Consider the following 20,543-nt stretch of genomic DNA (forward strand, 5'->3'; position numbering starts at 1 on the left):
GCGGGGGGTGTCCGTCCTCGGAACGGCGCGGAATCGGTCGGCCACAGATGTGCCGGCGTTGACGCGCCAACCGCTGCGGGCGGACACCCCCCGACCCGTCCCCTTCCCGCCGTACGCGACTGCGGGCCGTCGTCTCCCGCCCCCGGCTCACGCCGTCCCGCCCCGGCTGACCGCCCTCCCGCTGGGGCGGCACGGGTGGGCGGTGGGGGTCCCCAGTCCCCCAGCTCGAGCGAAGCCGAGAGTGGGGGAGGCACCCCCGTAGCGCCGGGCGCGCGACCCACCCCCGGCCCGCACCCACGCCGCGCCCCACGCCGGGCGCCGCCCGGCCAGCAGGGCACCCGGCGCCCCCTGTCAGTGGTGGCGGTTACCGTTCCTGCATGGCTGCCCGTACGAAGACCTCCAAGGACCGGCCGTCCTACCGCTGCACCGAGTGCGGCTGGCAGACGGCCAAGTGGCTCGGCCGCTGCCCCGAGTGCCAGGCCTGGGGCACGGTCGAGGAGTACGGCGCACCCCCGGTCCGTACGACGACGCCCGGCCGCGTCACCACCTCCGCGCTGCCCATCGGCCAGGTCGACGGCCGCCAGGCCACCGCCCGCCCGACCGGCGTGCCCGAGCTGGACCGGGTGCTCGGCGGCGGACTGGTGCCCGGCGCCGTGGTGCTCGTCGCGGGCGAGCCCGGTGTCGGCAAGTCCACGCTGCTCCTGGACGTCGCGGCCAAGTCGGCCTGCGAGGAGCACAAGACCCTCTACATCACCGGCGAGGAGTCCGCGAGCCAGGTCCGCCTGCGCGCCGACCGCATCAAGGCCATCGACGATCATCTGTACCTCGCCGCCGAGACCGACCTCTCGGCGGTGCTGGGCCATCTCGACGCGGTCAAGCCCTCGTTGCTGATCCTCGACTCCGTGCAGACGGTGGCCTCTCCCGAGATCGACGGCGCCCCCGGCGGCATGGCGCAGGTGCGGGAGGTGGCCGGCGCGCTGATCCGCGCCTCCAAGGAGCGCGGCATGGCCACCCTGCTCGTGGGCCACGTCACCAAGGACGGTGCCATCGCCGGACCCCGTCTGCTCGAACACCTCGTGGACGTCGTCCTGCACTTCGAGGGCGACCGCCACGCGCGGCTGAGGCTCGTGCGCGGCGTCAAGAACCGGTACGGCACGACCGACGAGGTCGGCTGCTTCGAGCTGCACGACGAGGGCATCACGGGCCTGGCCGACCCCAGCGGACTGTTCCTCACCCGCCGTGCCGAGCCGGTGCCCGGCACCTGTCTGACCGTCACCCTGGAGGGACGCCGCCCGCTGGTGGCCGAGGTGCAGGCGCTCACCGTCGACTCCCAGATCCCGTCCCCGCGCCGCACCACGTCCGGCCTGGAGACGTCCCGCGTGTCGATGATGCTGGCCGTGCTGGAGCAGCGCGGACGGATCAGCGCCCTGGGCAAGAGGGACATCTACTCCGCGACGGTCGGCGGTGTGAAGCTCTCCGAGCCGGCCGCCGACCTCGCCGTCGCCCTCGCGCTGGCCAGTGCGGCGAGCGACACCCCGCTGCCCAAGAACCTCGTGGCGATCGGCGAGGTCGGCCTCGCCGGCGAGGTGAGACGGGTCACGGGCGTGCAGCGCCGGCTCTCCGAGGCGCACCGCCTGGGCTTCACGCACGCCCTGGTACCGGCCGATCCGGGCCGGGTGCCCGACGGGATGAAGGTGCTGGAAGTCGCGGACATAGGGGACGCCCTGCGGGTGCTTCCCCGCTCGCGTCGGCGAGAGGCCCCACGGGAGGCGGAGGACCGCCGGTAGACTTTGCCCTGGTCTCGCCCGTCCGTACGACCGAATGTGCGACACGGGAGCGCCAGAAGAACCTGCGACCGGAGGAGTGCAGTGGCAGCCAACGACCGGGCAGCAGCTCCCGGAAAGTCCGGTGGGAGTGCCGGTGCCGATGGCCTGATGCGCGCCTCGCTGAGCGCCGTGGCGCCCGGCACGCTCCTGCGGGACGGCCTGGAACGGGTCCTCCGCGGCAACACCGGCGGTCTGATCGTGCTCGGCTCCGACAAGACGGTGGAGTCGATGTGCACGGGCGGCTTCGTGCTGGACGTGGAGTTCACCGCGACCCGGCTGCGCGAGCTGTGCAAGCTCGACGGCGGCATCGTGCTGTCCTCGGACCTGTCCAAGATCCTGCGGGCGGGCGTGCAGCTGCTGCCGGACCCGACGATCCCCACCGAGGAGACGGGCACCCGGCACCGTACGGCGGACCGGGTCAGCAAGCAGGTCGGCTTCCCCGTCGTCTCCGTCTCCCAGTCCATGCGGCTCATCGCCCTCTACGTCGACGGCCAGCGCCGCGTCCTGGAGGACTCCGCGGCGATCCTGTCCCGCGCCAACCAGGCCCTCGCGACCCTGGAGCGCTACAAGCTCCGCCTGGACGAGGTCGCGGGCACCCTGTCGGCGCTGGAGATCGAGGACCTGGTCACCGTCCGGGACGTCTCGGCGGTCTCCCAGCGTCTGGAGATGGTGCGCCGCATCGCCACCGAGATCGCCGAGTACGTGGTGGAGCTGGGCACGGACGGACGGCTGCTGGCGCTCCAGCTCGACGAGTTGATCGCCGGCGTCGAGCCCGAGCGCGAACTGGTCGTGCGGGACTACGTGCCCGAGCCGACGGCCAAGCGCTCCCGCACGGTGGACGAGGCGCTCGCCGAGCTGGACAAGCTCAGCCACGCCGAGTTGCTCGAACTGTCCACGGTGGCACGCGCGTTGGGTTACACCGGGTCCCCCGAGACCCTGGACTCGGCGGTGTCCCCGCGCGGCTTCCGGCTGCTGGCCAAGGTGCCGCGGCTGCCCGGCGCGATCATCGACCGGCTGGTGGAGCACTTCGGCGGACTGCAGAAGCTGCTCGCCGCCAGCGTCGACGACCTCCAGACGGTGGACGGTGTCGGCGAGGCCCGTGCGCGCAGCGTGCGGGAGGGCCTGTCGCGCCTCGCCGAGTCGTCGATCCTGGAGCGCTACGTCTGACGCCCCGGGCCGGCCCCGGGGTGCGGCACGGGGACCGCGCCGGCGTCAGTCGTTCTCCAGCACGAACGACGTCCGCACCTTCCCGAACCCGGCGGCCTTGGCCTCCACGAGGTAGGTCCCGGCCCCGGCCGACCCCGCCGGCGGCGTGCCGCACTCGGGGGCGCTCGGCTTGCGGTCCCACTTCACCGGATAGGCGATGCCGCTGCCCGCGGCCACCCGATACAGGGCGCTGCCCGAACCCTTGGGGCAGTCGTCCGAGGACCAGTAGGCGTCGTCACCGCTCGCCGGAGTGATCGTCAGCACGGCGTGCTCGGGGCCCAGGTCGATCTTGCAGTCGCTGCCCGAGATGTTCCGCGCGGTCAGTTCGAAGGTGGGTGTCTGCCCGGGCGAGTAGGCGTTGCGGACGCTGCGCAGGCTCAACTTGACCGCGTTCGCCGTGCAGTCGGGCAGGCTCGAACCGGCGGGCAGCGCGTCGGCCGCGCCGACCCCGGTCACCGGACCGCCGCCGCCGGAACCGCCCGTGCCGCCGGAACCGTCCCCGCCGGACTCTCCGCCGCCCGATCCGGAACCGGAACCGTCCCCCGAACCCGAGCCGCTGGAGTCCCCGCCGCCCGACTCGTCGCGTCCGCCCGGCGCCTGACTGATCGCCGGCCCGGAGCCCGAGGGGCCCGGCGTGATCGACGGCACGGGACTCTGGCCGTTGGCGCCGTCCTCGTGGTCCTTCCCGCCGCCCCCGTCGCCGGAGACCACCACCCAGGTGATCAACAACGCCAACACGGCGAACACGGACAGCAGTACGGCCCTCCGTCGCCAGTAGATGGAGGAGGGAAGCGGCCCGACCGGATTGCGCAGAGATCCCACGGCGCAAACTGTACGAGAGATCGGCGCGTTCCCCTGTCCCACCCGCCGCTCGGGTCCGCAACTTTTACGGATCATCATTCCGGAGACCGCCCGAGACCCCCTGCCGATCGTCAGGGGTCGCACATGCCGATCGCAGGGTGTGACCGAATCACCGAGTCCCCTACGGTCCGTAACCATGACCTTCGAGGACGACGAGCTCTACCGCGACATCACCGGTTTCGCCCACGACACCCCGGTCTGGGTGCAGCACACGGCGGAGGTGTGGACCGAGGCGGGACTCCTGCTGTTCGCGGCGCTGTTCGTGACCGCCTGGTGGCGTGCACGCCACGGCAGCACCCGGGCGTTCGCCGTCGCGGCCCTTGCACCTCTGGCCACGGCCGTCGCCTACGTGTGCAGCGAACTGCTCAAATCGGGCTTCACGGAGGAGCGCCCGTGCCGGGCCGTCACCGGAGCCGTCGCGTCCCTGGCCGAGTGCCCGGCGAGCGGCGACTGGTCCTTCCCCAGCAACCACGCCACCATCGCGGGCGCCTCGGCCGTCGCGCTGGCGCTCACCCGGCGGGTGCTGATCCTGCTGACGGCACCGCTCGCGCTGCTGATGGCCTTCTCCCGCGTCTTCGTCGGCGTCCACTATCCGCACGACGTCGCCGCCGGACTGCTGCTCGGCGCGGTCGTCGCCGCGGTCGCCGTACGCCTCGCCACCGGCCCGGTGACCCGACTGGCCGACGCCCTGCGCGCCTCGCGGGCACCCGCCGTACGGTGGCTCACCGGGCCGGGCCCCTCCCCCGCCACGGCGTACGCCGGCTCGCACCGTCGGCGCTGAGGCCCCTCACGTGTCCGCGCCGACCAGTCCCGCCTCGTATGCGACGATCGCCGCCTGCACCCGGTTGCGTACCTCCAGCCGGTCCAGGACCGCGCTCACGTACGCCTTCACCGTGCCCTCGACGAGGTGCAGCCGGGCGGCGATCTCCGGGTTGGACAGGCCCGCGCCGACGAGGCCGAGCACCTCGCGCTCGCGGGGACTCAGCCGGGCCACACGCGCGCGTGCCGACTCCTCGCGGGCGAGCCTGCCGCCCCCGCCGCCCCGGCCGAGGTCCTCGATGACGTACCGGGCCACCTTCGGCGACAGGAACGCCGCGCCGTCCGCCACGGCCCGCACGCCCGCCATCAGTTCGTAGGGGTCACCGGACTTGAGCAGGAACCCGGTGGCCCCGGCGGCCAGCGCGCGTGCCACGTAGGCCTGTTCGGAGAAGGTGGTCAGCATGGCGACGGCGGTGCCGGGCACCGTCCGCACGATCTCCTCGGCGGCGGCGAGGCCGTCCAGGCGGGGCATGCGGATGTCCAGCAGGACCACGTCGGGCCGGTGCGCCCGGGCCAGTTCGACCGCCTCACGCCCGTCGGCCGCCTCCGCGACGACCTCGCTCTCGCCGCCGCTCGCCAGGATGGCGCGCACACCGGCCCGCACCATCGCCTCGTCGTCGGCCAGCAGGACCCGGATCACCGTACGTACTCCTCGTATTCCTCGCGCCCCTCTCCGGCCAGTCCGGCGCGGGGGACGACGTCCTTGGCGACCAGGAGTCCCTCGTCGTCGAAGCAGAGCCGGAAGTGGTCGACGGAGACGAGGAGTTCGCCGCTCGCCCGGTAGTAGCGGCAGTCGGCCTCCTGGGGCGGCTCGGGTGCGCGGTCGCTGGGCGGATCGTGCACCGCGCGCTCCGGCAGCACGGCCTCGGCCCGCGCGAGGGGCGTCCCCAGGGGCAACTCGGCGTAGGCGCTGGGGCTGAGCACCGAGTGCGTCTCCGTGTACGCGTACCAGCCGAAGGCCGCGCCGACCAGGACGACACCGGCCCCGGCGGCGGCGCCCAGGCCGAGGGCGACCCTGCGGCGGGCGCGGGCGAAGGGCGAGACGGGGGCCGCGGCCGGGCGCGGGGCGGCCGTCTCCCCGGCGGGGACGTACGCCCGGACCCGGAAGCCGTCCTCGTGCGGGCCCGCGTCGAAGTCGCCGCCGACCGAGGCCACGGCGGCGCGCAGCCCGAGCAGTCCGGAACCGCCCGACGAGGGCGGAGCCGCCTCGGCGGCCCGGCCGTTGGTGACGGTGACCGCCGTACCGCGCCCCCCACCGGTGACCGATACGGTGACGGGGGCGCCCGGCGCGTGCCGCGCCGCGTTGGTCAGCGCCTCGCGCACCACCCGGTGCAGCAGCCGTCCGGCCAGCGAGGCGGGGTCCGGGAGCGGTGCGGCGGCCGGGGGATCCCAGCGCACCGGGAGACCCGACTCGGCGGCGCGGGCGACGAGTTCCCCGACGCTCTCGCCCGCCGGGCTCAGCGGGACGGGCTCGTCGTCCTCGCGCAGTACGCCGATGATGCGGTGCAGCCGGTCCGTCGCGTCGGCGGCGGCCAGACGCAGGTCGGCCGCGGCGGCCCGGTGCTCGGCGGCCAGATCAGGGGCCACCTGGAGGGCGCCGGCGCGCAGGGCGATCAGGCTCAGTTCGTGGCCGAGGGAGTCGTGCATGTCCTGGGCGATCCTGGCCCGTTCGCGCAGCCGGGCCCGTTCCTCGGCGTGCCGCTGCTCGTCCTCCAGCCGGGCCGCCCGGATCCAGCCGGCCTCGGCGAGCGCGCGGCTCTGCCGCCAGTAGCGGCCGCCGAGCCACGGGAAGACGCAGCCGAACAGCAGCGTGCCCGTCAGCACCAGCCACTCCGGCGCCGGGTCCACCCCGACCAGCGCGATCCGCGCCGTTCCGAGGACGCCCACCGCGGCGAACACGGCCACCGCGGGACGCGCCCGCTCGGCACGCAGCCCGAGCAGCAGCGCGAAGACGCCGAGCGCGGGCCCGTACGACAGGCTGAACAGGGCGGGACCGGCGGCCAGCCCGAGTCCGGCGGCCAGCCCGAACGCGGCGAGGGGCCGGCGCCGCGCCGCACCGACGGCCCCGGCCAGCACCCCCAGCCCGGCGAGCTGCTGCCACAGGGACCGCGGCTCGTTCAGCCCGATCCGGTCCGCCGTGATCGCGGGGAGGGCGATCAGGACCCAGAAGAGCAGTGCCCTGACGAGGGGGCGGAACCGGGGGAGGCGGTCGGGGGCGGGCCCGGCGGGCTCGGCGGAGGTGGTTCCGCCGGAGGTCCCCGCCCCGACCGGCCCCGCCTGTCCCGCCCTCGCCGGACCGTGCTCCCCGCCACGCCTGCCGGTCCGGGGGCGGCCGCCGTTCCCGGCACGGTCGCCGGCCGCCCCGGCACCTCCGCCCGGCCCGGCACGGCCGTCCAGTACGGCACTGCCGTGCAGCTCAGTGGGGCTCTCGGGCTCGGAGCGCGGGGTCGGGCGGGGACGTTCCATGGACCCGACGCTACAAGCGGCGGACACGCTCGTGCCCCTGCCGATCGTCAGGTGCCGTGCCCTCCACCGGGTGGCGGTGCGCCCGTACGGGCCTCCTCCCGTGGCAGGATCGGGGAGTCATGACTGCGCCCACGAAGCCCTCGCACAACAGCCCGGCCGACCGACCCGCCGCCGGCGGTGCCTCCGTCCGCCCGGTCCTCGCCGACCCGTCCGTCCCCGCGTCCGCCGCCCCGGCGGCCGGGACGACCGTGTCCGGCGAGGCGCTGCACTCCCCCGTCATCGACTGGTTCGACGAGCACGCCCGTGACCTCCCGTGGCGGCGCCCGGAGGCCGGGGCGTGGGGTGTGATGGTCAGTGAGTTCATGCTCCAGCAGACCCCCGTCAGCCGGGTCCTGCCCGTGTACGAGCAGTGGATGGCCCGCTGGCCGCGCCCCGCGGACCTCGCCGCGGAGGCCCCCGGTGAGGCCGTCCGCGCCTGGGGCCGGCTCGGCTATCCGCGCCGCGCCCTGCGTCTGCACGGTGCCGCCGCGGCCATAACGGAACGGCACGGCGGGGACGTACCGTCCGACCACGCCCAGCTCCTGGCACTGCCCGGCATCGGCGAGTACACGGCCGCCGCCGTCGCCTCCTTCGCCCACGGCCAGCGCCACGCCGTCCTGGACACCAACGTCCGCCGGGTCTTCGCCCGCGCGGTCACCGGCGTCCAGTACCCGCCGAACGCCACCACCGCCGCCGAACGGAAGCTGGCGCGCCAACTGCTGCCTCAGGACGAGGCGCGCGCCGCCCGCTGGGCCGCCGCCTCGATGGAGCTGGGCGCGCTGGTGTGCACCGCCCGCAACGAGGAGTGCCATCGCTGTCCGATCGCCGCGCAGTGCGCCTGGCGGCTGGCCGGCAAGCCCGCGCACGACGGGCCGCCGCGCCGCGGCCAGACGTACGCGGGCACCGACCGGCAGGTGCGCGGCCGGCTGCTCGCGGTGCTGCGGGAGGCGCACGGTCCGGTACCGCAGGCGGCGCTGGACCGGGTGTGGCACGAACCGGTGCAGCGCGCCCGCGCCCTGGACGGCCTGGTCTCCGACGGACTGGTGGAGCCGCTGGCGGACGGCATGTACCGGCTCCCGCTGAGCTGACGCACGCGGGAAGCACCCGGGACACACGCGGGGGGGCACCGGCGGAGCACGGCGGGGTCACAGCCGGCAGGTGACGGAGGGGCGTCGTCGTACGGCCCCCGTCACAGTCACCTGCCGGACAAATCGCCCTTTTCCTGTCTCAACTGGGCTGCCACCGCGCTCCCTTCCGCTCTTCGTTACACAACCGACGGACAGCCGAGTGCTGGCCGCAGGCTGCTTCGCACAGCGCCGTGACAACGCTTCCCTACCTTCGTTTGCGTGCCGCAGGGCACGGCAGACCACGGAGCACGGGCAGGAGACCGGCGGATGACCGACCGCCGGTGAACGGGGATGGAAGGCGGTTGACCATGGCGCAGGGCGAGGTGCTCGAGTTCGAGGAGTACGTCCGCACCCGGCAGGACGCGCTGCTGCGCAGTGCCCGGCGCCTGGTCCCGGACCCGGTGGACGCCCAGGATCTGCTCCAGACCGCGCTGGCGCGGACGTACGGCCGCTGGGAGACCATCGAGGACAAGCGGCTGGCCGACGCCTATCTGCGCCGGGTCATGATCAACACGCGGACCGAGTGGTGGCGGGCGCGGAAGCTGGAGGAGGTCCCGACCGAGCAGCTCCCGGAGTCCTGCGTGGACGACGCCACCGAGCAGCACGCGGACCGCGCCCTGCTGATGGACGTCATGAAGGTGCTCGCCCCGAAGCAGCGCAGTGTCGTGGTGCTGCGACACTGGGAGCAGATGTCAACGGAGGAGACGGCCGCCGCCCTCGGCATGTCGGCCGGAACGGTCAAGAGCACGCTGCACCGGGCGCTCGCCCGGCTCCGCGAGGAGCTGGTCGCCCGCGATCTGGACGCACGGGCGCTGGAGCGTGAGGAGCGGGAGCGTTGCGCGGCCTGACCGTCGGTCGGACACCCGGGGAAGCCCGGAAGAGCGTACGGGCGACGAGCACGGCGGTGGCCGTGTTCGTCGCCGTCGGCGTTTCCCTCTCCGGCTGCGCGGCCGGCGGCACCGGAGCCCGTGACGAGGGGCCGGCGCACGCGGACGCGGTCGGCGGCGCCGCCTCGTCGACGCCCGCGGCCTCCCCGTCCAAGGTCCCCGACCGGGTCGACGCGGTCCGCCTCGTCAAGGCCGACCCCGAGGTCTCCGCCGAGGTCAAGCGCGAGCTGAAGCCGTGCGTCGCCGACGAGTACCCCGTCGACGTGTCCTACGGCGAGCTGACCGGAGGCACCGCCGAGGACGTCGTCGTCAACGTACTGACCTGCGGTGACGCCGTGGGCGTGGGGAGTTACGTATACCGCGAGACGAACGGCGGGTACGAGAATGTGTTCAAGGCCGAGGAGCCGCCGGTCTACGCCGAGATCGACCGCGGCGACCTGGTGGTGACGAAGCAGGTGTACGAGAAGGGCGACCCGGTGTCGAGTCCGTCCGGCGAGAGCGTGATCACGTACCGCTGGTCCTCGAACCGCTTCACCGAGGCGTACCGCACGCACAACGACTACAGCAACGCCGTGGGGGCCGCGCCGACCCACGCGCCGGACATCTGAGGCGCGGGCGCGTGAACCGATCGGGCCGCCCGGTCCGATGGAGAGATGAACGCGGTGCGCGATCGCCGCGTCCGGCGGCGGTGACCGCGCCCGCACCCGACCATGACCACGAGGACTGAGAGCACCGGGATGGCAGACCAGACCCACGTCCTGTTCGTCGAGGACGACGACGTCATCCGCGAGGCCACCCAGCTCGCCCTGGAGCGGGACGGCTTCGCGGTCACCGCGATGCCCGACGGGCTGTCGGGCCTGGACGCGTTCCGCTCCGACCGCCCCGACATCGCGCTGCTGGACGTCATGCTGCCCGGCCTGGACGGGGTCAGCCTGTGCCGCCGGATCCGGGACGAGTCCACCGTGCCCGTGATCATGCTGTCGGCCCGGGCGGACTCCATCGACGTCGTGCTGGGCCTGGAGGCGGGCGCCGACGACTACGTCACCAAGCCGTTCGACGGCGCGGTCCTGGTGGCCCGGATCCGCGCGGTGCTGCGCCGCTTCGGCCACGCAGGCGGCGGGGACCGGGCGGACGCGGGGGGCGTCGCGGACACCGGGGGCGTGCTCACCTTCGGCGAGCTGGAGGTCGACACCGACGGCATGGAGGTCCGCCGCGCGGGCATGCCGGTGGCGCTCACCCCGACCGAGATGCGGCTGCTGCTGGAGTTCTCCGCCGCGCCGGGCACGGTCCTCTCCCGCGACAGACTGCTGGAGCGCGTGTGGGACTACGGCTGGGGCGGCGACACCCGCGTCGTCGACGTCCATGTGCAGCGGCTGCGCACCAAGATCGGCCAGGACCGCATCGAGACGGTTCGCGGTTTCGGTTACAAGCTGAAGGCCTGAGCGGGACATGCGGGGGTTCATCCGACGACTGGCCGCCTCGACCGTGCGGCGCACCGGTATCCGCACGGGGCTGCGCTGGAAGCTCAGCGCGGCCATCGCCCTGGTCGGCGCGCTGGTGGCGGTCGCGCTCAGTCTGGTCGTGCACAACGCCGCCCGGGTCTCGATGCTGGACAACGCGCGCGATCTCGCCGACGACCGGGTCCTGATCGCCCAGCGCAACTACGAGCTGTCCGGCCGCCTCAACTTCCCGAACGCCCAGATCGACGACCCCGAGCTGCCCGCGGAGCTGCGCCGCAAGGTCGAGGCCGGGCGGCGGGCGACGTACGTCTCCGAGCGGGCGAACGGGGTGACGGACATCTGGGCCGCCGTTCCGCTCAAGGACGGACACGTGATGTCCCTGCACTCCGGGTTCACCGACCGCAGCGCCGACATCCTCAAGGACCTGGACCAGGCGCTGGTCATCGGCTCCATCGCGGTCGTCCTCGGCGGCAGCGCGCTCGGTGTGCTCATAGGCGGACAGCTCTCGCGCCGGCTGCGCAAGGCCGCGGCCGCCGCCAACCAGGTCGCCAAGGGCGAGCCGGACGTCCGGGTCCGGGACGCCATCGGCGGCGTCGTCCGGGACGAGACCGACGACCTCGCCAGCGCCGTGGACGCGATGGCGGACGCCCTCCAGCAGCGGCTGGAGGCCGAGCGCCGGGTCACCGCGGACATCGCGCACGAGCTGCGCACCCCGGTGACCGGGCTGCTGACCGCCGCCGAGCTGCTGCCGCCGGGCCGTCCCACGGAACTGGTGCTGGACCGGGCGAAGGCCATGCGCACGCTGGTGGAGGACGTCCTGGAGGTGGCCCGGCTGGACGGCGCCTCGGAGCGGGCAGAGCTGCAGGACATCATGCTGGGCGACTTCGTCGCCCGGCGGGTGGCGGCCAAGGACCCGGACGTGCGGGTGCTGGTGGTGCACGAGTCGGAGGTGACCACCGACCCGCGCCGCCTGGAGCGTGTGCTGTTCAACCTGCTCGCCAACGCCTCCCGGCACGGCAGGCCGCCCGTCGAGGTCAGCGTCGAGGGCCGGGTGATCCGGGTCCGCGACCACGGCCCCGGCTTCCCCGAGGACCTGCTCGCCGACGGGCCGAGCCGGTTCCGCACCGGGAGCGCGGACCGGGCCGGCCGCGGGCACGGGCTCGGGCTGACCATCGCGGCCGGGCAGGCCCGGGTGCTCGGCGCCCGGCTCACCTTCCGCAACGTCCGGCCCGCCGGGGCGCCCGAGCACGTACCGGCCGAGGGCGCGGTGGCGGTGCTGTGGCTGCCGGAGCACGCGCCGACGAACACCGGGAGCTATCCGACGCTGCCGGACCGGTCCCCGCAGGGCGTGTCCTGAGCGGGCCCGGCGGACGGGGCTAGCAGTCGAAGCCCTTGTCCATGTCGAGGCCGCCCTCGCGGGGCTGGGTGAAGGAGAACCAGTTGCCGGAGTCGTCGCGGAAGAGGGCCTCCGTGCCGTAGGGGCGCTCCTGCGGTTCCTGGAGGAACTCGACCCCGCGGTCCTTGAGCTTTTGGTAGTCGCCGTGGATGTCGTCGGTGGTCAGCACGCCGGGGCCGAGGGCGCCCTTGGCCACCAGCTTCTTGATCATCTCGGCGGACTCGGGGTCGGAGGAGCCGGTGCCCGGGACCATCAGCGTCAGTTCCACGCCGGGCTGGCTCGGGGAGCCGACGGTGAGCCAGCGCATGCCGCCCTCGCCCATCGTGATGTCCGTGCGGACCTCCAGGCCCAGCTTCTCGGTGTAGAAGCGCTTGGCGCGCTCCTGGTCGAGGACCCAGACGGTCGAGATGGCGAGACCCTTGATCATGACGCGCTCCTGTCTGCGGGCGGTGCCGTTCGTGCGTGCCCTGACACCGTAGGCAGCGCGCCGTTCACCTCGCTTCTTCGGAATTGCGCCGTGCGCCGTCGCCCGGACCGCGGCGGAAGCCTCCCGCCCAGAGCATGGCGTAGCAGCCGGGGATCAGGGCGGCACCGCGTCCCACGTGCTTCGCCCGGTACTCGCTCGGGGTCAGGCCGGTCCACGTCTTGAACCGGGTGCAGAAGGTGCCCAGGCTGCTGAAGCCGACCAGATGGCAGATCTCGGTGACCGACAGGTCGGCGGTGCGCAGCAGGTCCTCGGCCCGCTCGATGCGGCGGTGGGTGAGGTACTGGCCGGGCGTCTCGCCGTACGCCTCCTTGAAGGCGCGCAGGAAGTGGTAGCGGGAGTATCCGGCGTGTGCGGCGACCGCCTCCAGGTCCAGCTCCGGGTCGGCCCAGTCGCGGTCCATGGCGTCCTTGGCCAGCCGTAGCTGCCGCAGCTTGTCCATGCGACCGATGGTGGCACGCGACACCGACAGCGGCCTTCTCGCCGCGTACGGGCACGGGTACGCCGAAGGCCCCGGCGGGAGGTGCCGGGGGCCTTCGGCGTCGTACGGGCCGGCGTCCTCGCGGGGATCAGACCGGCTCGGTCATCGCGGCCTTCGCCGCCGCGCCGTCACCGTCGGCCGGGCCGTCGGCCTTCGGTCCCGTCCCCTTCAGCGGGACCTCCTTGACGAACACGGCCGCGATCAGCGCGATCACGCCCACCGCGGCGCCCAGCAGGAACGCCCCGTGCGTACCGGAGGACACGGCGTGCTGGTAGGCCTCGCGCGCCTCCTCGGGCAGCTTGGCCAGGCTCGCCGCGTCGAGCTGCGCCGACTGCTCGGTCACCTTGGAGCCCAGCGCCCCGGCCTTCTCGGCCATGACGTCCTGGACACGGTGGTTGAACAGCGCGCCCATGATCGCCACGCCGAAGGACGAGCCGAGGGTGCGGAAGAGGGTGGTGGACGAGGACGCGACGCCCATGTCCTTCATCTCGACGCTGTTCTGCGCCACCAGCATGGTGATCTGCATCAGGCAGCCCATGCCGAGACCGACCACGGCCATGTAGAGGCCGGAGGTCAGGCGGCTGGTGCCGGTGTCCATCAGGGACAGCAGGAACAGCCCGACGGTCATCAGCACACCGCCGGCCACGGGGAAGACCTTGTAGCGGCCGGTGTTCGTGGTCACCCGTCCGGCGACCATCGAGGTGACGAGCATCGCGCCCAGCATCGGCAGGAGCAGCAGCCCGGAGTTGGTGGCCGAGGCCCCCTGCACCGCCTGCTGGTACAGCGGCAGGAAGAGGGTGGCGCCGAACATCACGAAGCCGGTGATGAAGCCGATCACGGACATCAGGGTGAAGTTGCGGCTGCGGAAGATGTGCAGCGGCACGATCGGCTCGGCGGCCCTGGTCTGCCAGAGCACGAACCCGACCAGCGCGACGACGCCGATGGCGCTCAGCTCCATGATGCGCGCGGAGGTCCAGGCGTACTCGGTGCCGCCCCAGGTGGTGACCAGCACGATCGCGGTGATGCCGAGGGTCAGCAGGAGGGCGCCCGGATAGTCGATGCGCGCGTCACTGCGCTTCTTCGGCAGGTGCAGTACGGCGCTGACGGCGGCCAGCGCGACCGCGCCGAGCGGCAGGTTGATGTAGAAGGCCCAGCGCCAGCCCCAGTGGTCGGTGATGGTGCCGCCGACCAGCGGCCCGCCGATCATCGCCAGCGCCATGACGCCGGCCATCATGCCCTGGTACTTGCCGCGCTCCCGCGGCGGGATCAGGTCGCCGATGATCGCCATGACGCCGACCATCAGACCGCCGGCGCCGAGTCCCTGGAGGGCGCGGAAGCCGATGAGCTGGCCCATGTCCTGGGACATGCCGCTGAGCGCGGAGCCGGCCAGGAAGATCACGATGGAGGCCATGAACGAGCCCTTGCGCCCGTACATGTCGCCGATCTTGCCCCACAGCGGGGTGGAGGCGGCGGTGGCGAGCGTGTAGGAGGTGACCACCCACGACAGGTGTTCCAGACCGCCCAGTTCACCGACGATCGTGGGCATCGCCGTGCCGATGATCATGTTGTCGAGCATCGCGAGCATCATCGCGATCATCAGCGCGAGCAGGACCACCCGCACACTCTTCGCCTGTTTTCCGCCGTCGGTGCCGACGGCCCGGTCCTCCGGTGCGTCCGCCATCGCTCCCACTCCCCCTGCTGCCCTGCGCATTGTTGTTACTTACTTGCCGACCGGCAAGTTGACTACACTCGGGAAGCTAGACGCGTAACTAGCCGGGCGTCAAGTAAGTTTTTCCGGGAGGTGCGCGGACAGGCGGTGACGTAGGAGGATGGGCGGCACGATGGACGGCACCAGGCAGCAGCGGCGCCGCGGGAACACCCGCCAGCGCATCCAGGACGTGGCCCTCGAACTCTTCGCCGAGCAGGGGTACGAGAAGACGTCGCTCCGCGAGATCGCGGAGCGCCTCGACGTCACCAAGGCGGCGCTGTACTACCACTTCAAGACGAAGGAAGAGATCCTCGTCGGCATCTTCGAGGATCTCTCGCGGCCGATCGAGGACCTGATCGCGTGGGGGCGGCAGCAGCCGCACAACCTGGAGACCAAGCAGGAGATCGTCCGCCGCTACAGCGAGGCGCTGGCGGGCGCCGCGCCGCTGTTCCGCTTCATGCAGGAGAACCAGGCCACGATCCGGGACCTGAGTATCGGGGAGCTGTTCAAGTCCCGGACGCTGGGCCTGCGGGACATCCTCATAGACCCGGAAGCGGACCTGGTCGACCAGGTCCGCTGTGTGAGTGCGATGTTCACGCTGCACGCCGGGATGATCGTCTTCCAGGATCTGGAGGGCGACCCCGAGAAGAAGCGCGCGGCCGTTCTCGAGGTCGCCACCGATCTGGTGGCCCAGGCGCACCGGGGTGCCAGGAGCTCCTGACCGGCCGCGTTCAGCCGGTCACGGCCCGAGGGGCGGGCTCGTCCGGCCCGGTCAGACGGTCACGCCGTGGGCGCGCAGGAAGGCGACCGGGTCGACGGCGGAGCCGTAGTTCGGGGTCGTGCGGATCTCGAAGTGCAGGTGCGGACCGCTGGAGTTGCCGGTGTTGCCGGACTTGGCGATGGACTGGCCGGTCTTCACGACCTGCCCGATCTTCACGTTGATCTTGGACAGGTGGGCGTACTGGGAGTACGTGCCGTTGCCGTGCTTGATGACGATGGCGTTGCCGTAGGCGGGGCCGTCACCGGCGCCGTTGCCGCCGGCCTTGACGACGGTGCCGCCGTGCGTGGCCACGACGTCGGTGCCGATCGGCACGGCGAAGTCCTGACCGCTGTGCTTGTGGGCCCACATGCCGCCGTTCTGGGCGAACTTGGCACTGAGCGTGTACTTCTTGACCGGGTCCACCCAGGAGGCGGCCTTCTTCTTGGCGGCGGTCTGCTTGGCGGTGACGGCGGCCTTCTCGGCCTTCGCCGCCTTGGCCTGCGCCACGGCCTGGGCCTCTACGGCGTTCGCAACGGTGGAAGTGCCGGTGACCGCCGTGGTGCTGTTGGCGGCCGCGACCCCTGCCCCCAGCGCGACCGAGGCTCCGAGGCCGGTGGCCAGGACGGCGGCACGGGTGCGGATGGTGGTCGTGCGGGAAGAGCGGGACGTGACACGCGAGAACATTCGAACCTCATGGGGACGGGAACACAGGAACGCCCCTCGGCGGATGCACAGGCACTCACCGGGCGGGCTCAACCTTGGTAACCCGACGGGCCGGACCGGCACAAAGGTGTGATCTACGACGCCACGTAGTAGTTCGACACAAAACTGACCGACTCTCGACAGAGCCCTCATTACGGACAAAACCAGCTCAGAGCCCTGCAAAACGGCCATCACTTCAGGGCGATACGTCCGTTTTCGTAGTTCTTGCGGCTTCGACTATTCCCCGTAGTAACGGGCAAATCGCCTGTGCGGCATGTCACCAGCGACCATGATCGAAGGGGCGGAGAATGTGGTCCGGGCCACTCCCCTCCCGGTCAACACGCCCCTCGCGCAAGGCGGTTCGATCACCCCGAATCGTGGCCGAGACCACATCGACCGCGCCTCCCGCGCGGCACTACTGGCCGGTAACCCAATCGTTGCCGTCCCGCCACTTGCCGGCGAACATGCACGCGTCAATTTTGTGCCGTCAGGCATCCGCGCAGGCATGAGAGGACCCCACGCTCCATGACCGGACCGAACGGACAGACCGGACAGGCAAGACGGGCCGCCCGCACCTGGGCGCGCGCCGCCGGCACCGCCGCCGCCACGGTGACGGCCCTCACCATGGCGATCGCACCGGCCCACGGGGCCTCCGCCGCGCCCACGGGGACGGCCGCCGCGACGACGGCCGCCGTCGACTACGCCACCTGGCAGCAGGACTGCCGGGCCGTGATGGACCAGGCGCTGCCGTACCTGAAGGAGCGGATCGCCGGCGCGGCCCCCGGCGAGAAGCAGGCGATCGTCCTCGACATCGACAACACCTCCCTGGAGACCGACTTCGGCTTCAGCTTCCCGCAGCCCGCCAACCGGCCGGTCCTGGAGACCGCCCGGTACGCCCAGGAACACGGCGTCGCCCTCTTCTTCGTGACCGCCCGCCCCGGCATCGTCGCGGGGCCCACCGAGTGGAACCTCGACCACGCCGGCTACGAGTCCTCCGGCCTCTACGTCCGCGGCTTCCTCGACCTCTTCAAGAACGTCGCCGACTACAAGACCGCGCAGCGCGCCGACATCGAGTCCCGGGGCTGGACGATCATCGCCAACATCGGGAACACCCCCACCGACCTGTCCGGGGGCCACGCCGAGCGGACCTTCAAACTGCCGGACTACGACGGCCGGTTGTCCTGAGGGATCGATAGGCTCCCTTGGTCGGACAACCACGGGGGTGGCACATGGAACCGGCGGTGCTCGGCGGGAAACTGGCGTCCGGTCTGGTCGCCCCGCTGGTGAAGAAGCTGTTCGTGACAGGGGGCCCGGGCGCCGGGCTGGTCGACAGGCCGGTCCGGCTGACCCGTCTGGTCTCCTTCCGGGGCGAGCGGCGCCACCTCGGCGAGGCGGAGGTGCGCAAGCTCGCCGGGCGGCTGGTCGGGGCGTCCCTGGACTCCCCGGGCGAGCCGCCCTTCCCGACCGACGAGGCGGACGCCGTCGCCGACGCCCTGACGGCCCGTCTGCTCGCCCTGGGCGACCTGGACATGGACGACGTCCAAGCGGTCCGGCTGGGGCACCGGGAGCTGGCCGGACGGCTCCGGGCCGGCGCCCGCCGGGGCGACGACGGCCTGTCGGCCGACGCCCGCTACTTCCTCGACTCCGCGACGGAGTGGGCCTGCCTGCACATCCTGGAGTTCTTCACCCGGCGCTCGACCTTCGTGGCGCGCACCCTGGTGGAGCAGACCCGCGGCCAGGCCGAACTGATCGCGAAGGTCGACGAGCTGATCACCCGTGTCCCGCGCCCCGACGCCCGCGACACCGCCTTCGAACGCCGCTACCTGCCGTACGTCGCCGAACGCCACAACCACCTCACCATCTACGGCCTCGACCTGCGCGACTCCCCCGACCGCTGGCCCCTCGAAGTCGCCTACCTGAGCCTGGAGGCGACCGACGACGGCGGACCCGGCCCGGACACCGTGCCCCGCGAGGGCGCACCGGCCCGCACCGGACGGGTGCCCGCCGACGCCGCGCTGGACAAGGAGGACCGCGTGCTGCTGCGCGGCGACGCGGGCTCCGGCAAGACGACCCTGGTGCAGTGGCTGGCGGTGACCGCGGCCCGGGAGGGCACGCGCGTCCCGTACGTCCTGCCGCTGCGCACCCTGATCCGCACCGGCCCGCTGCCGGCGCCGGCCGCCTTCCTCGGCGCGGTCGGCTGCCCGCTGACACCGCCGGACGGCTGGGCGGAACGCGTCCTCACCGCCGGGCGCGCCCTGGTCCTGGTCGACGGCCTGGACGAGATCCCGGCGGCCGACCGCCACGCCACCCGGGACTGGCTGCGCGGCCTCGTGCACGCCTACCCGGGCAACCGCTGGCTGCTGACCACCCGCCCCACCGCCGTACGCGCCGACTGGCTGGCGCGGGAACGCTTCGGGGAACTCTCCCTGGCGCCGATGGGCCGGGCGGAGGTCGCCACCTTCGTTCACCGCTGGCACGAGGCGGCCCGCGCCCCGGAGTACGAGCAGCGGCTGCTGGACTCCCTGCGCACCAAGCGCGACCTGTCCCGCCTCGTCACCAACCCGCTGATGTGCGGTCTGATCTGCGCCCTGCACCGCGAGCGCCGCGGCTATCTGCCCACCGGCCGCAAGGAGCTGTACGAGGCGGCCCTCACCATGCTCCTCGCCCGCCGGGACCGGGAACGGGGCATGGGCGCGCTGGACGGCCCGGAGCTGGGCGAGGAGGCCCAGCTCGAACTGCTGCAACGGATCGCCTACGCCCTGGTGCTCAGCGGCCGGCAGGAGATGACGCTGGAGACGGCCGAGGGCATCGTGGAGCGGGCCCTGCCCGCACTGGGACCCGCCCCCGGGCAGGGGGGCGCCGCCGCGGTGCTGCGGGCCCTGCTCCTGCGCAGCGGCCTGCTGCGCCGCCCGGCGGAGGGCGTCCTGGACTTCGTCCACCGGACCTTCCAGGACTACCTGGCCGCCCGGTACGCGGTCGAGGAGGGCCACCTCGGCGTCCTCGCCGCCCGTGCCGAGGACACCGAGTGGGAGGACGTCGTCCGCATGGCCGTGGCCCACGCCCGGCCCCGCGAACGCGTCTCCGTGCTCAGGGAGCTGCTGGGCAAGGACGATCCCCGGCTCACGCTGCTGTCCCTGGCCTGCCTGGAGCACGCCGCCGCGCTGGACCCGGCGGTACGGGCGCAGGTGGAGGAGCGGGCCGCCGAGCTGATCCCGCCGCGTACGGCCGAGGCCGCGCGGGAGCTGGCGGGGGCGGGGCCCCTGGTGCTGGAGCTGCTGCCGGGGCCGGAGGGACTGTCGGCCCAGGAGGCGCTGGGCGTCACGGTCACCGCGTCGGTCCTGGGCGGCGAGGAACCCGACGGCGCGCTCGCCGTCCTGCGCCGCTTCCGGGACCACCCCGACCTCGACGTACGGCGACAGCTCGCGGGCACGTGGCACCGCTTCGGCGCCGAGGAGTACGCGGCCGAGGTCCTGGACCACCTGGACCGGACGGACCTCTTCCTGGCGTGCGAGTCACCCGCCCAGCTCGCCGCCCTCTCCGGGATGCGCCCCTGGCCGAGGCTGCGCGTCACGGGACCGCACCGGGCCGAGGAGATGGCGGCCGCCGTGGCGGAGCCCTCTGCGGTGACCGAGCTGACCCTCGCCGACGACCCGCTGCTGACGGACCTGGCCGCCCTGCGCCGCTTCACCGCGCTGACGCGGCTGGCGTACTACAGGTGCCCCCACGCACGCGGCCTGGACCGGCTGGCGGGACTCCCCCTGACCGAGCTCGTCCTCGGCTCCGACACCGACCCGTCAGGACTCCCGTCCCTGGCGTCCCTGACCCTGCTCTCGCTGGTTCCGGAGCTGCCGGGCGCCGATCTCACCGAGGCCCTGCCCACCGACGCCCCCCTGAGGTTCCTCTACCTGGGCGAGGAGTGCACGGCGTCGACCGGGCTGCGGGGGCTCGGCCACTGGTCGACGCTGCACACGCTCAGCCTCGGCGCGCTGACCACGGAGCTGACGGCAGAGGACTGGCGGGAGGTCGCCGTCCTGCCCGACCTCACCCGCCTGTATCTGGACGCGGCGATCCTCAGGGAGGTACCGGCCTCCGTCGGCCGCATGCCCGAGCTGCCCGGTGTCGAGGAACTGATGGTCTACGAACTGGAAGGCACCGAGCACCTCGCGGCGCTCGCTGCCCGCCTGCCGGGCGTGCACCGCGTGACCCTCATGAACCGCCCCGGCCACTCCTTCCCCCTGTCCGGCTTCCGTCCGCTCTTCCCCGGCGCCGAAGTGGGCCTGAGCGAACGCTGACGGCATGCGAAAGGGGCTGCCCCGGGACC

Annotated in this window: 18 protein-coding genes; 11 read left to right on the top strand and 7 right to left on the bottom strand. The window is 73.0% G+C overall.

Annotated elements, in window-relative coordinates; all coding sequences use genetic code 11:
- Window positions 1-377 precede the first annotated feature (377 nt).
- Together radA and disA are read left to right on the top strand one after the other, a co-directional pair.
- The gene (gene radA / locus ACH499_RS10325) at window positions 378-1,787 is read left to right on the top strand and encodes a DNA repair protein RadA (protein ID WP_356205954.1); all 1,410 of its coding nucleotides are present in this window, start codon (window positions 378-380) and stop codon (window positions 1,785-1,787) included.
- A gap of 81 nt (window positions 1,788-1,868) precedes the next feature.
- Window positions 1,869-2,993: a DNA integrity scanning diadenylate cyclase DisA gene (disA, locus tag ACH499_RS10330; RefSeq protein WP_077799043.1), complete on the top strand. Its 1,125-nt coding sequence runs from the start codon at window positions 1,869-1,871 to the stop codon at window positions 2,991-2,993.
- 45 nt (window positions 2,994-3,038) lie between these two features.
- Here the strand turns inward: disA and ACH499_RS10335 are convergent, their stop codons facing one another.
- Window positions 3,039-3,854, bottom strand: a complete 816-nt coding sequence (locus tag ACH499_RS10335; RefSeq protein WP_399014790.1) for a hypothetical protein — start codon at window positions 3,852-3,854, stop codon at window positions 3,039-3,041.
- Between the two features lie 175 nt (window positions 3,855-4,029).
- On the opposite strand from ACH499_RS10335, the gene ACH499_RS10340 reads away from it, so the two are divergent.
- Window positions 4,030-4,674, top strand: coding sequence for a phosphatase PAP2 family protein (locus tag ACH499_RS10340; RefSeq protein WP_399014792.1), 645 nt, complete (start codon window positions 4,030-4,032; stop codon window positions 4,672-4,674).
- Between the two features lie 6 nt (window positions 4,675-4,680).
- Here the strand turns inward: ACH499_RS10340 and ACH499_RS10345 are convergent, their stop codons facing one another.
- Together ACH499_RS10345 and ACH499_RS10350 are read right to left on the bottom strand one after the other, a co-directional pair.
- The gene (locus ACH499_RS10345) at window positions 4,681-5,352 is read right to left on the bottom strand and encodes a response regulator transcription factor (protein ID WP_356205951.1); all 672 of its coding nucleotides are present in this window, start codon (window positions 5,350-5,352) and stop codon (window positions 4,681-4,683) included.
- Window positions 5,349-7,178 carry a sensor histidine kinase gene (locus ACH499_RS10350; protein ID WP_399014794.1) on the bottom strand — a complete coding sequence of 610 codons (1,830 nt, stop codon included), beginning with the start codon at window positions 7,176-7,178 and terminating at the stop codon, window positions 5,349-5,351. The genes ACH499_RS10345 and ACH499_RS10350 overlap by 4 nt, the downstream gene beginning before the upstream one ends.
- A 119-nt stretch (window positions 7,179-7,297) precedes the next feature.
- Here ACH499_RS10350 and ACH499_RS10355 point away from each other — a divergent pair, with 119 nt between their 5' ends.
- The 5 genes from ACH499_RS10355 (at window position 7,298) to cseC (ending at window position 12,048) form a co-directional block, all read left to right on the top strand.
- Window positions 7,298-8,305, top strand: a complete 1,008-nt coding sequence (locus tag ACH499_RS10355) for an A/G-specific adenine glycosylase (RefSeq protein ID WP_356205949.1) — start codon at window positions 7,298-7,300, stop codon at window positions 8,303-8,305.
- Between the two features lie 347 nt (window positions 8,306-8,652).
- Window positions 8,653-9,192, top strand: coding sequence for a SigE family RNA polymerase sigma factor (locus ACH499_RS10360; protein ID WP_311580285.1), 540 nt, complete (start codon window positions 8,653-8,655; stop codon window positions 9,190-9,192).
- Window positions 9,180-9,839, top strand: a complete 660-nt coding sequence (locus ACH499_RS10365) for a hypothetical protein (protein WP_356205948.1) — start codon at window positions 9,180-9,182, stop codon at window positions 9,837-9,839. Before ACH499_RS10360 ends, ACH499_RS10365 begins: the two co-directional genes overlap by 13 nt.
- A gap of 129 nt (window positions 9,840-9,968) precedes the next feature.
- Entirely contained in the window at window positions 9,969-10,673 is a 705-nt protein-coding gene (gene cseB, locus ACH499_RS10370; RefSeq protein ID WP_356205947.1) for a two-component system response regulator CseB, read from the top strand.
- 7 nt (window positions 10,674-10,680) lie between these two features.
- Window positions 10,681-12,048: a two-component system sensor histidine kinase CseC gene (cseC, locus tag ACH499_RS10375; RefSeq protein ID WP_392836871.1), complete on the top strand. Its 1,368-nt coding sequence runs from the start codon at window positions 10,681-10,683 to the stop codon at window positions 12,046-12,048.
- Window positions 12,049-12,067: 19 nt separating this feature from the next.
- Here the strand turns inward: cseC and ACH499_RS10380 are convergent, their stop codons facing one another.
- The 3 genes from ACH499_RS10380 to ACH499_RS10390 form a co-directional block, all read right to left on the bottom strand.
- On the bottom strand, window positions 12,068-12,514 hold the full coding sequence (locus tag ACH499_RS10380; RefSeq protein WP_399014798.1) for a VOC family protein: 447 nt from the start codon (window positions 12,512-12,514) through the stop codon (window positions 12,068-12,070).
- Between the two features lie 64 nt (window positions 12,515-12,578).
- Window positions 12,579-13,013 (bottom strand): helix-turn-helix transcriptional regulator, encoded by a 435-nt coding sequence (locus ACH499_RS10385; protein WP_399014800.1) that lies wholly within the window; start codon window positions 13,011-13,013, stop codon window positions 12,579-12,581.
- Window positions 13,014-13,140: 127 nt separating this feature from the next.
- Window positions 13,141-14,733, bottom strand: coding sequence for an MDR family MFS transporter (locus tag ACH499_RS10390; protein ID WP_399014802.1), 1,593 nt, complete (start codon window positions 14,731-14,733; stop codon window positions 13,141-13,143).
- 148 nt (window positions 14,734-14,881) lie between these two features.
- On the opposite strand from ACH499_RS10390, the gene ACH499_RS10395 reads away from it, so the two are divergent.
- A complete protein-coding gene (locus ACH499_RS10395; RefSeq protein WP_356205942.1) occupies window positions 14,882-15,481 on the top strand; it encodes a helix-turn-helix domain-containing protein in 600 nt (199 codons plus the stop codon).
- Between the two features lie 51 nt (window positions 15,482-15,532).
- On the opposite strand, the gene ACH499_RS10400 is transcribed toward ACH499_RS10395, so the two are convergent.
- Window positions 15,533-16,204, bottom strand: a complete 672-nt coding sequence (locus tag ACH499_RS10400) for a M23 family metallopeptidase (protein WP_356205941.1) — start codon at window positions 16,202-16,204, stop codon at window positions 15,533-15,535.
- A 543-nt stretch (window positions 16,205-16,747) separates the two neighbouring features.
- Here ACH499_RS10400 and ACH499_RS10405 point away from each other — a divergent pair.
- Both ACH499_RS10405 and ACH499_RS10410 read left to right on the top strand, forming a co-directional pair.
- On the top strand, window positions 16,748-17,407 hold the full coding sequence (locus ACH499_RS10405) for an HAD family acid phosphatase (protein ID WP_399014805.1): 660 nt from the start codon (window positions 16,748-16,750) through the stop codon (window positions 17,405-17,407).
- A gap of 44 nt (window positions 17,408-17,451) precedes the next feature.
- Window positions 17,452-20,514 (top strand): NACHT domain-containing protein, encoded by a 3,063-nt coding sequence (locus ACH499_RS10410; RefSeq protein ID WP_399014807.1) that lies wholly within the window; start codon window positions 17,452-17,454, stop codon window positions 20,512-20,514.
- Window positions 20,515-20,543: the final 29 nt, after the last annotated feature.

Origin of the sequence: Streptomyces sp. NPDC018947 (assembly GCF_044390505.1) — a bacterium.
In the GTDB taxonomy this organism is placed as follows: domain Bacteria; phylum Actinomycetota; class Actinomycetes; order Streptomycetales; family Streptomycetaceae; genus Streptomyces.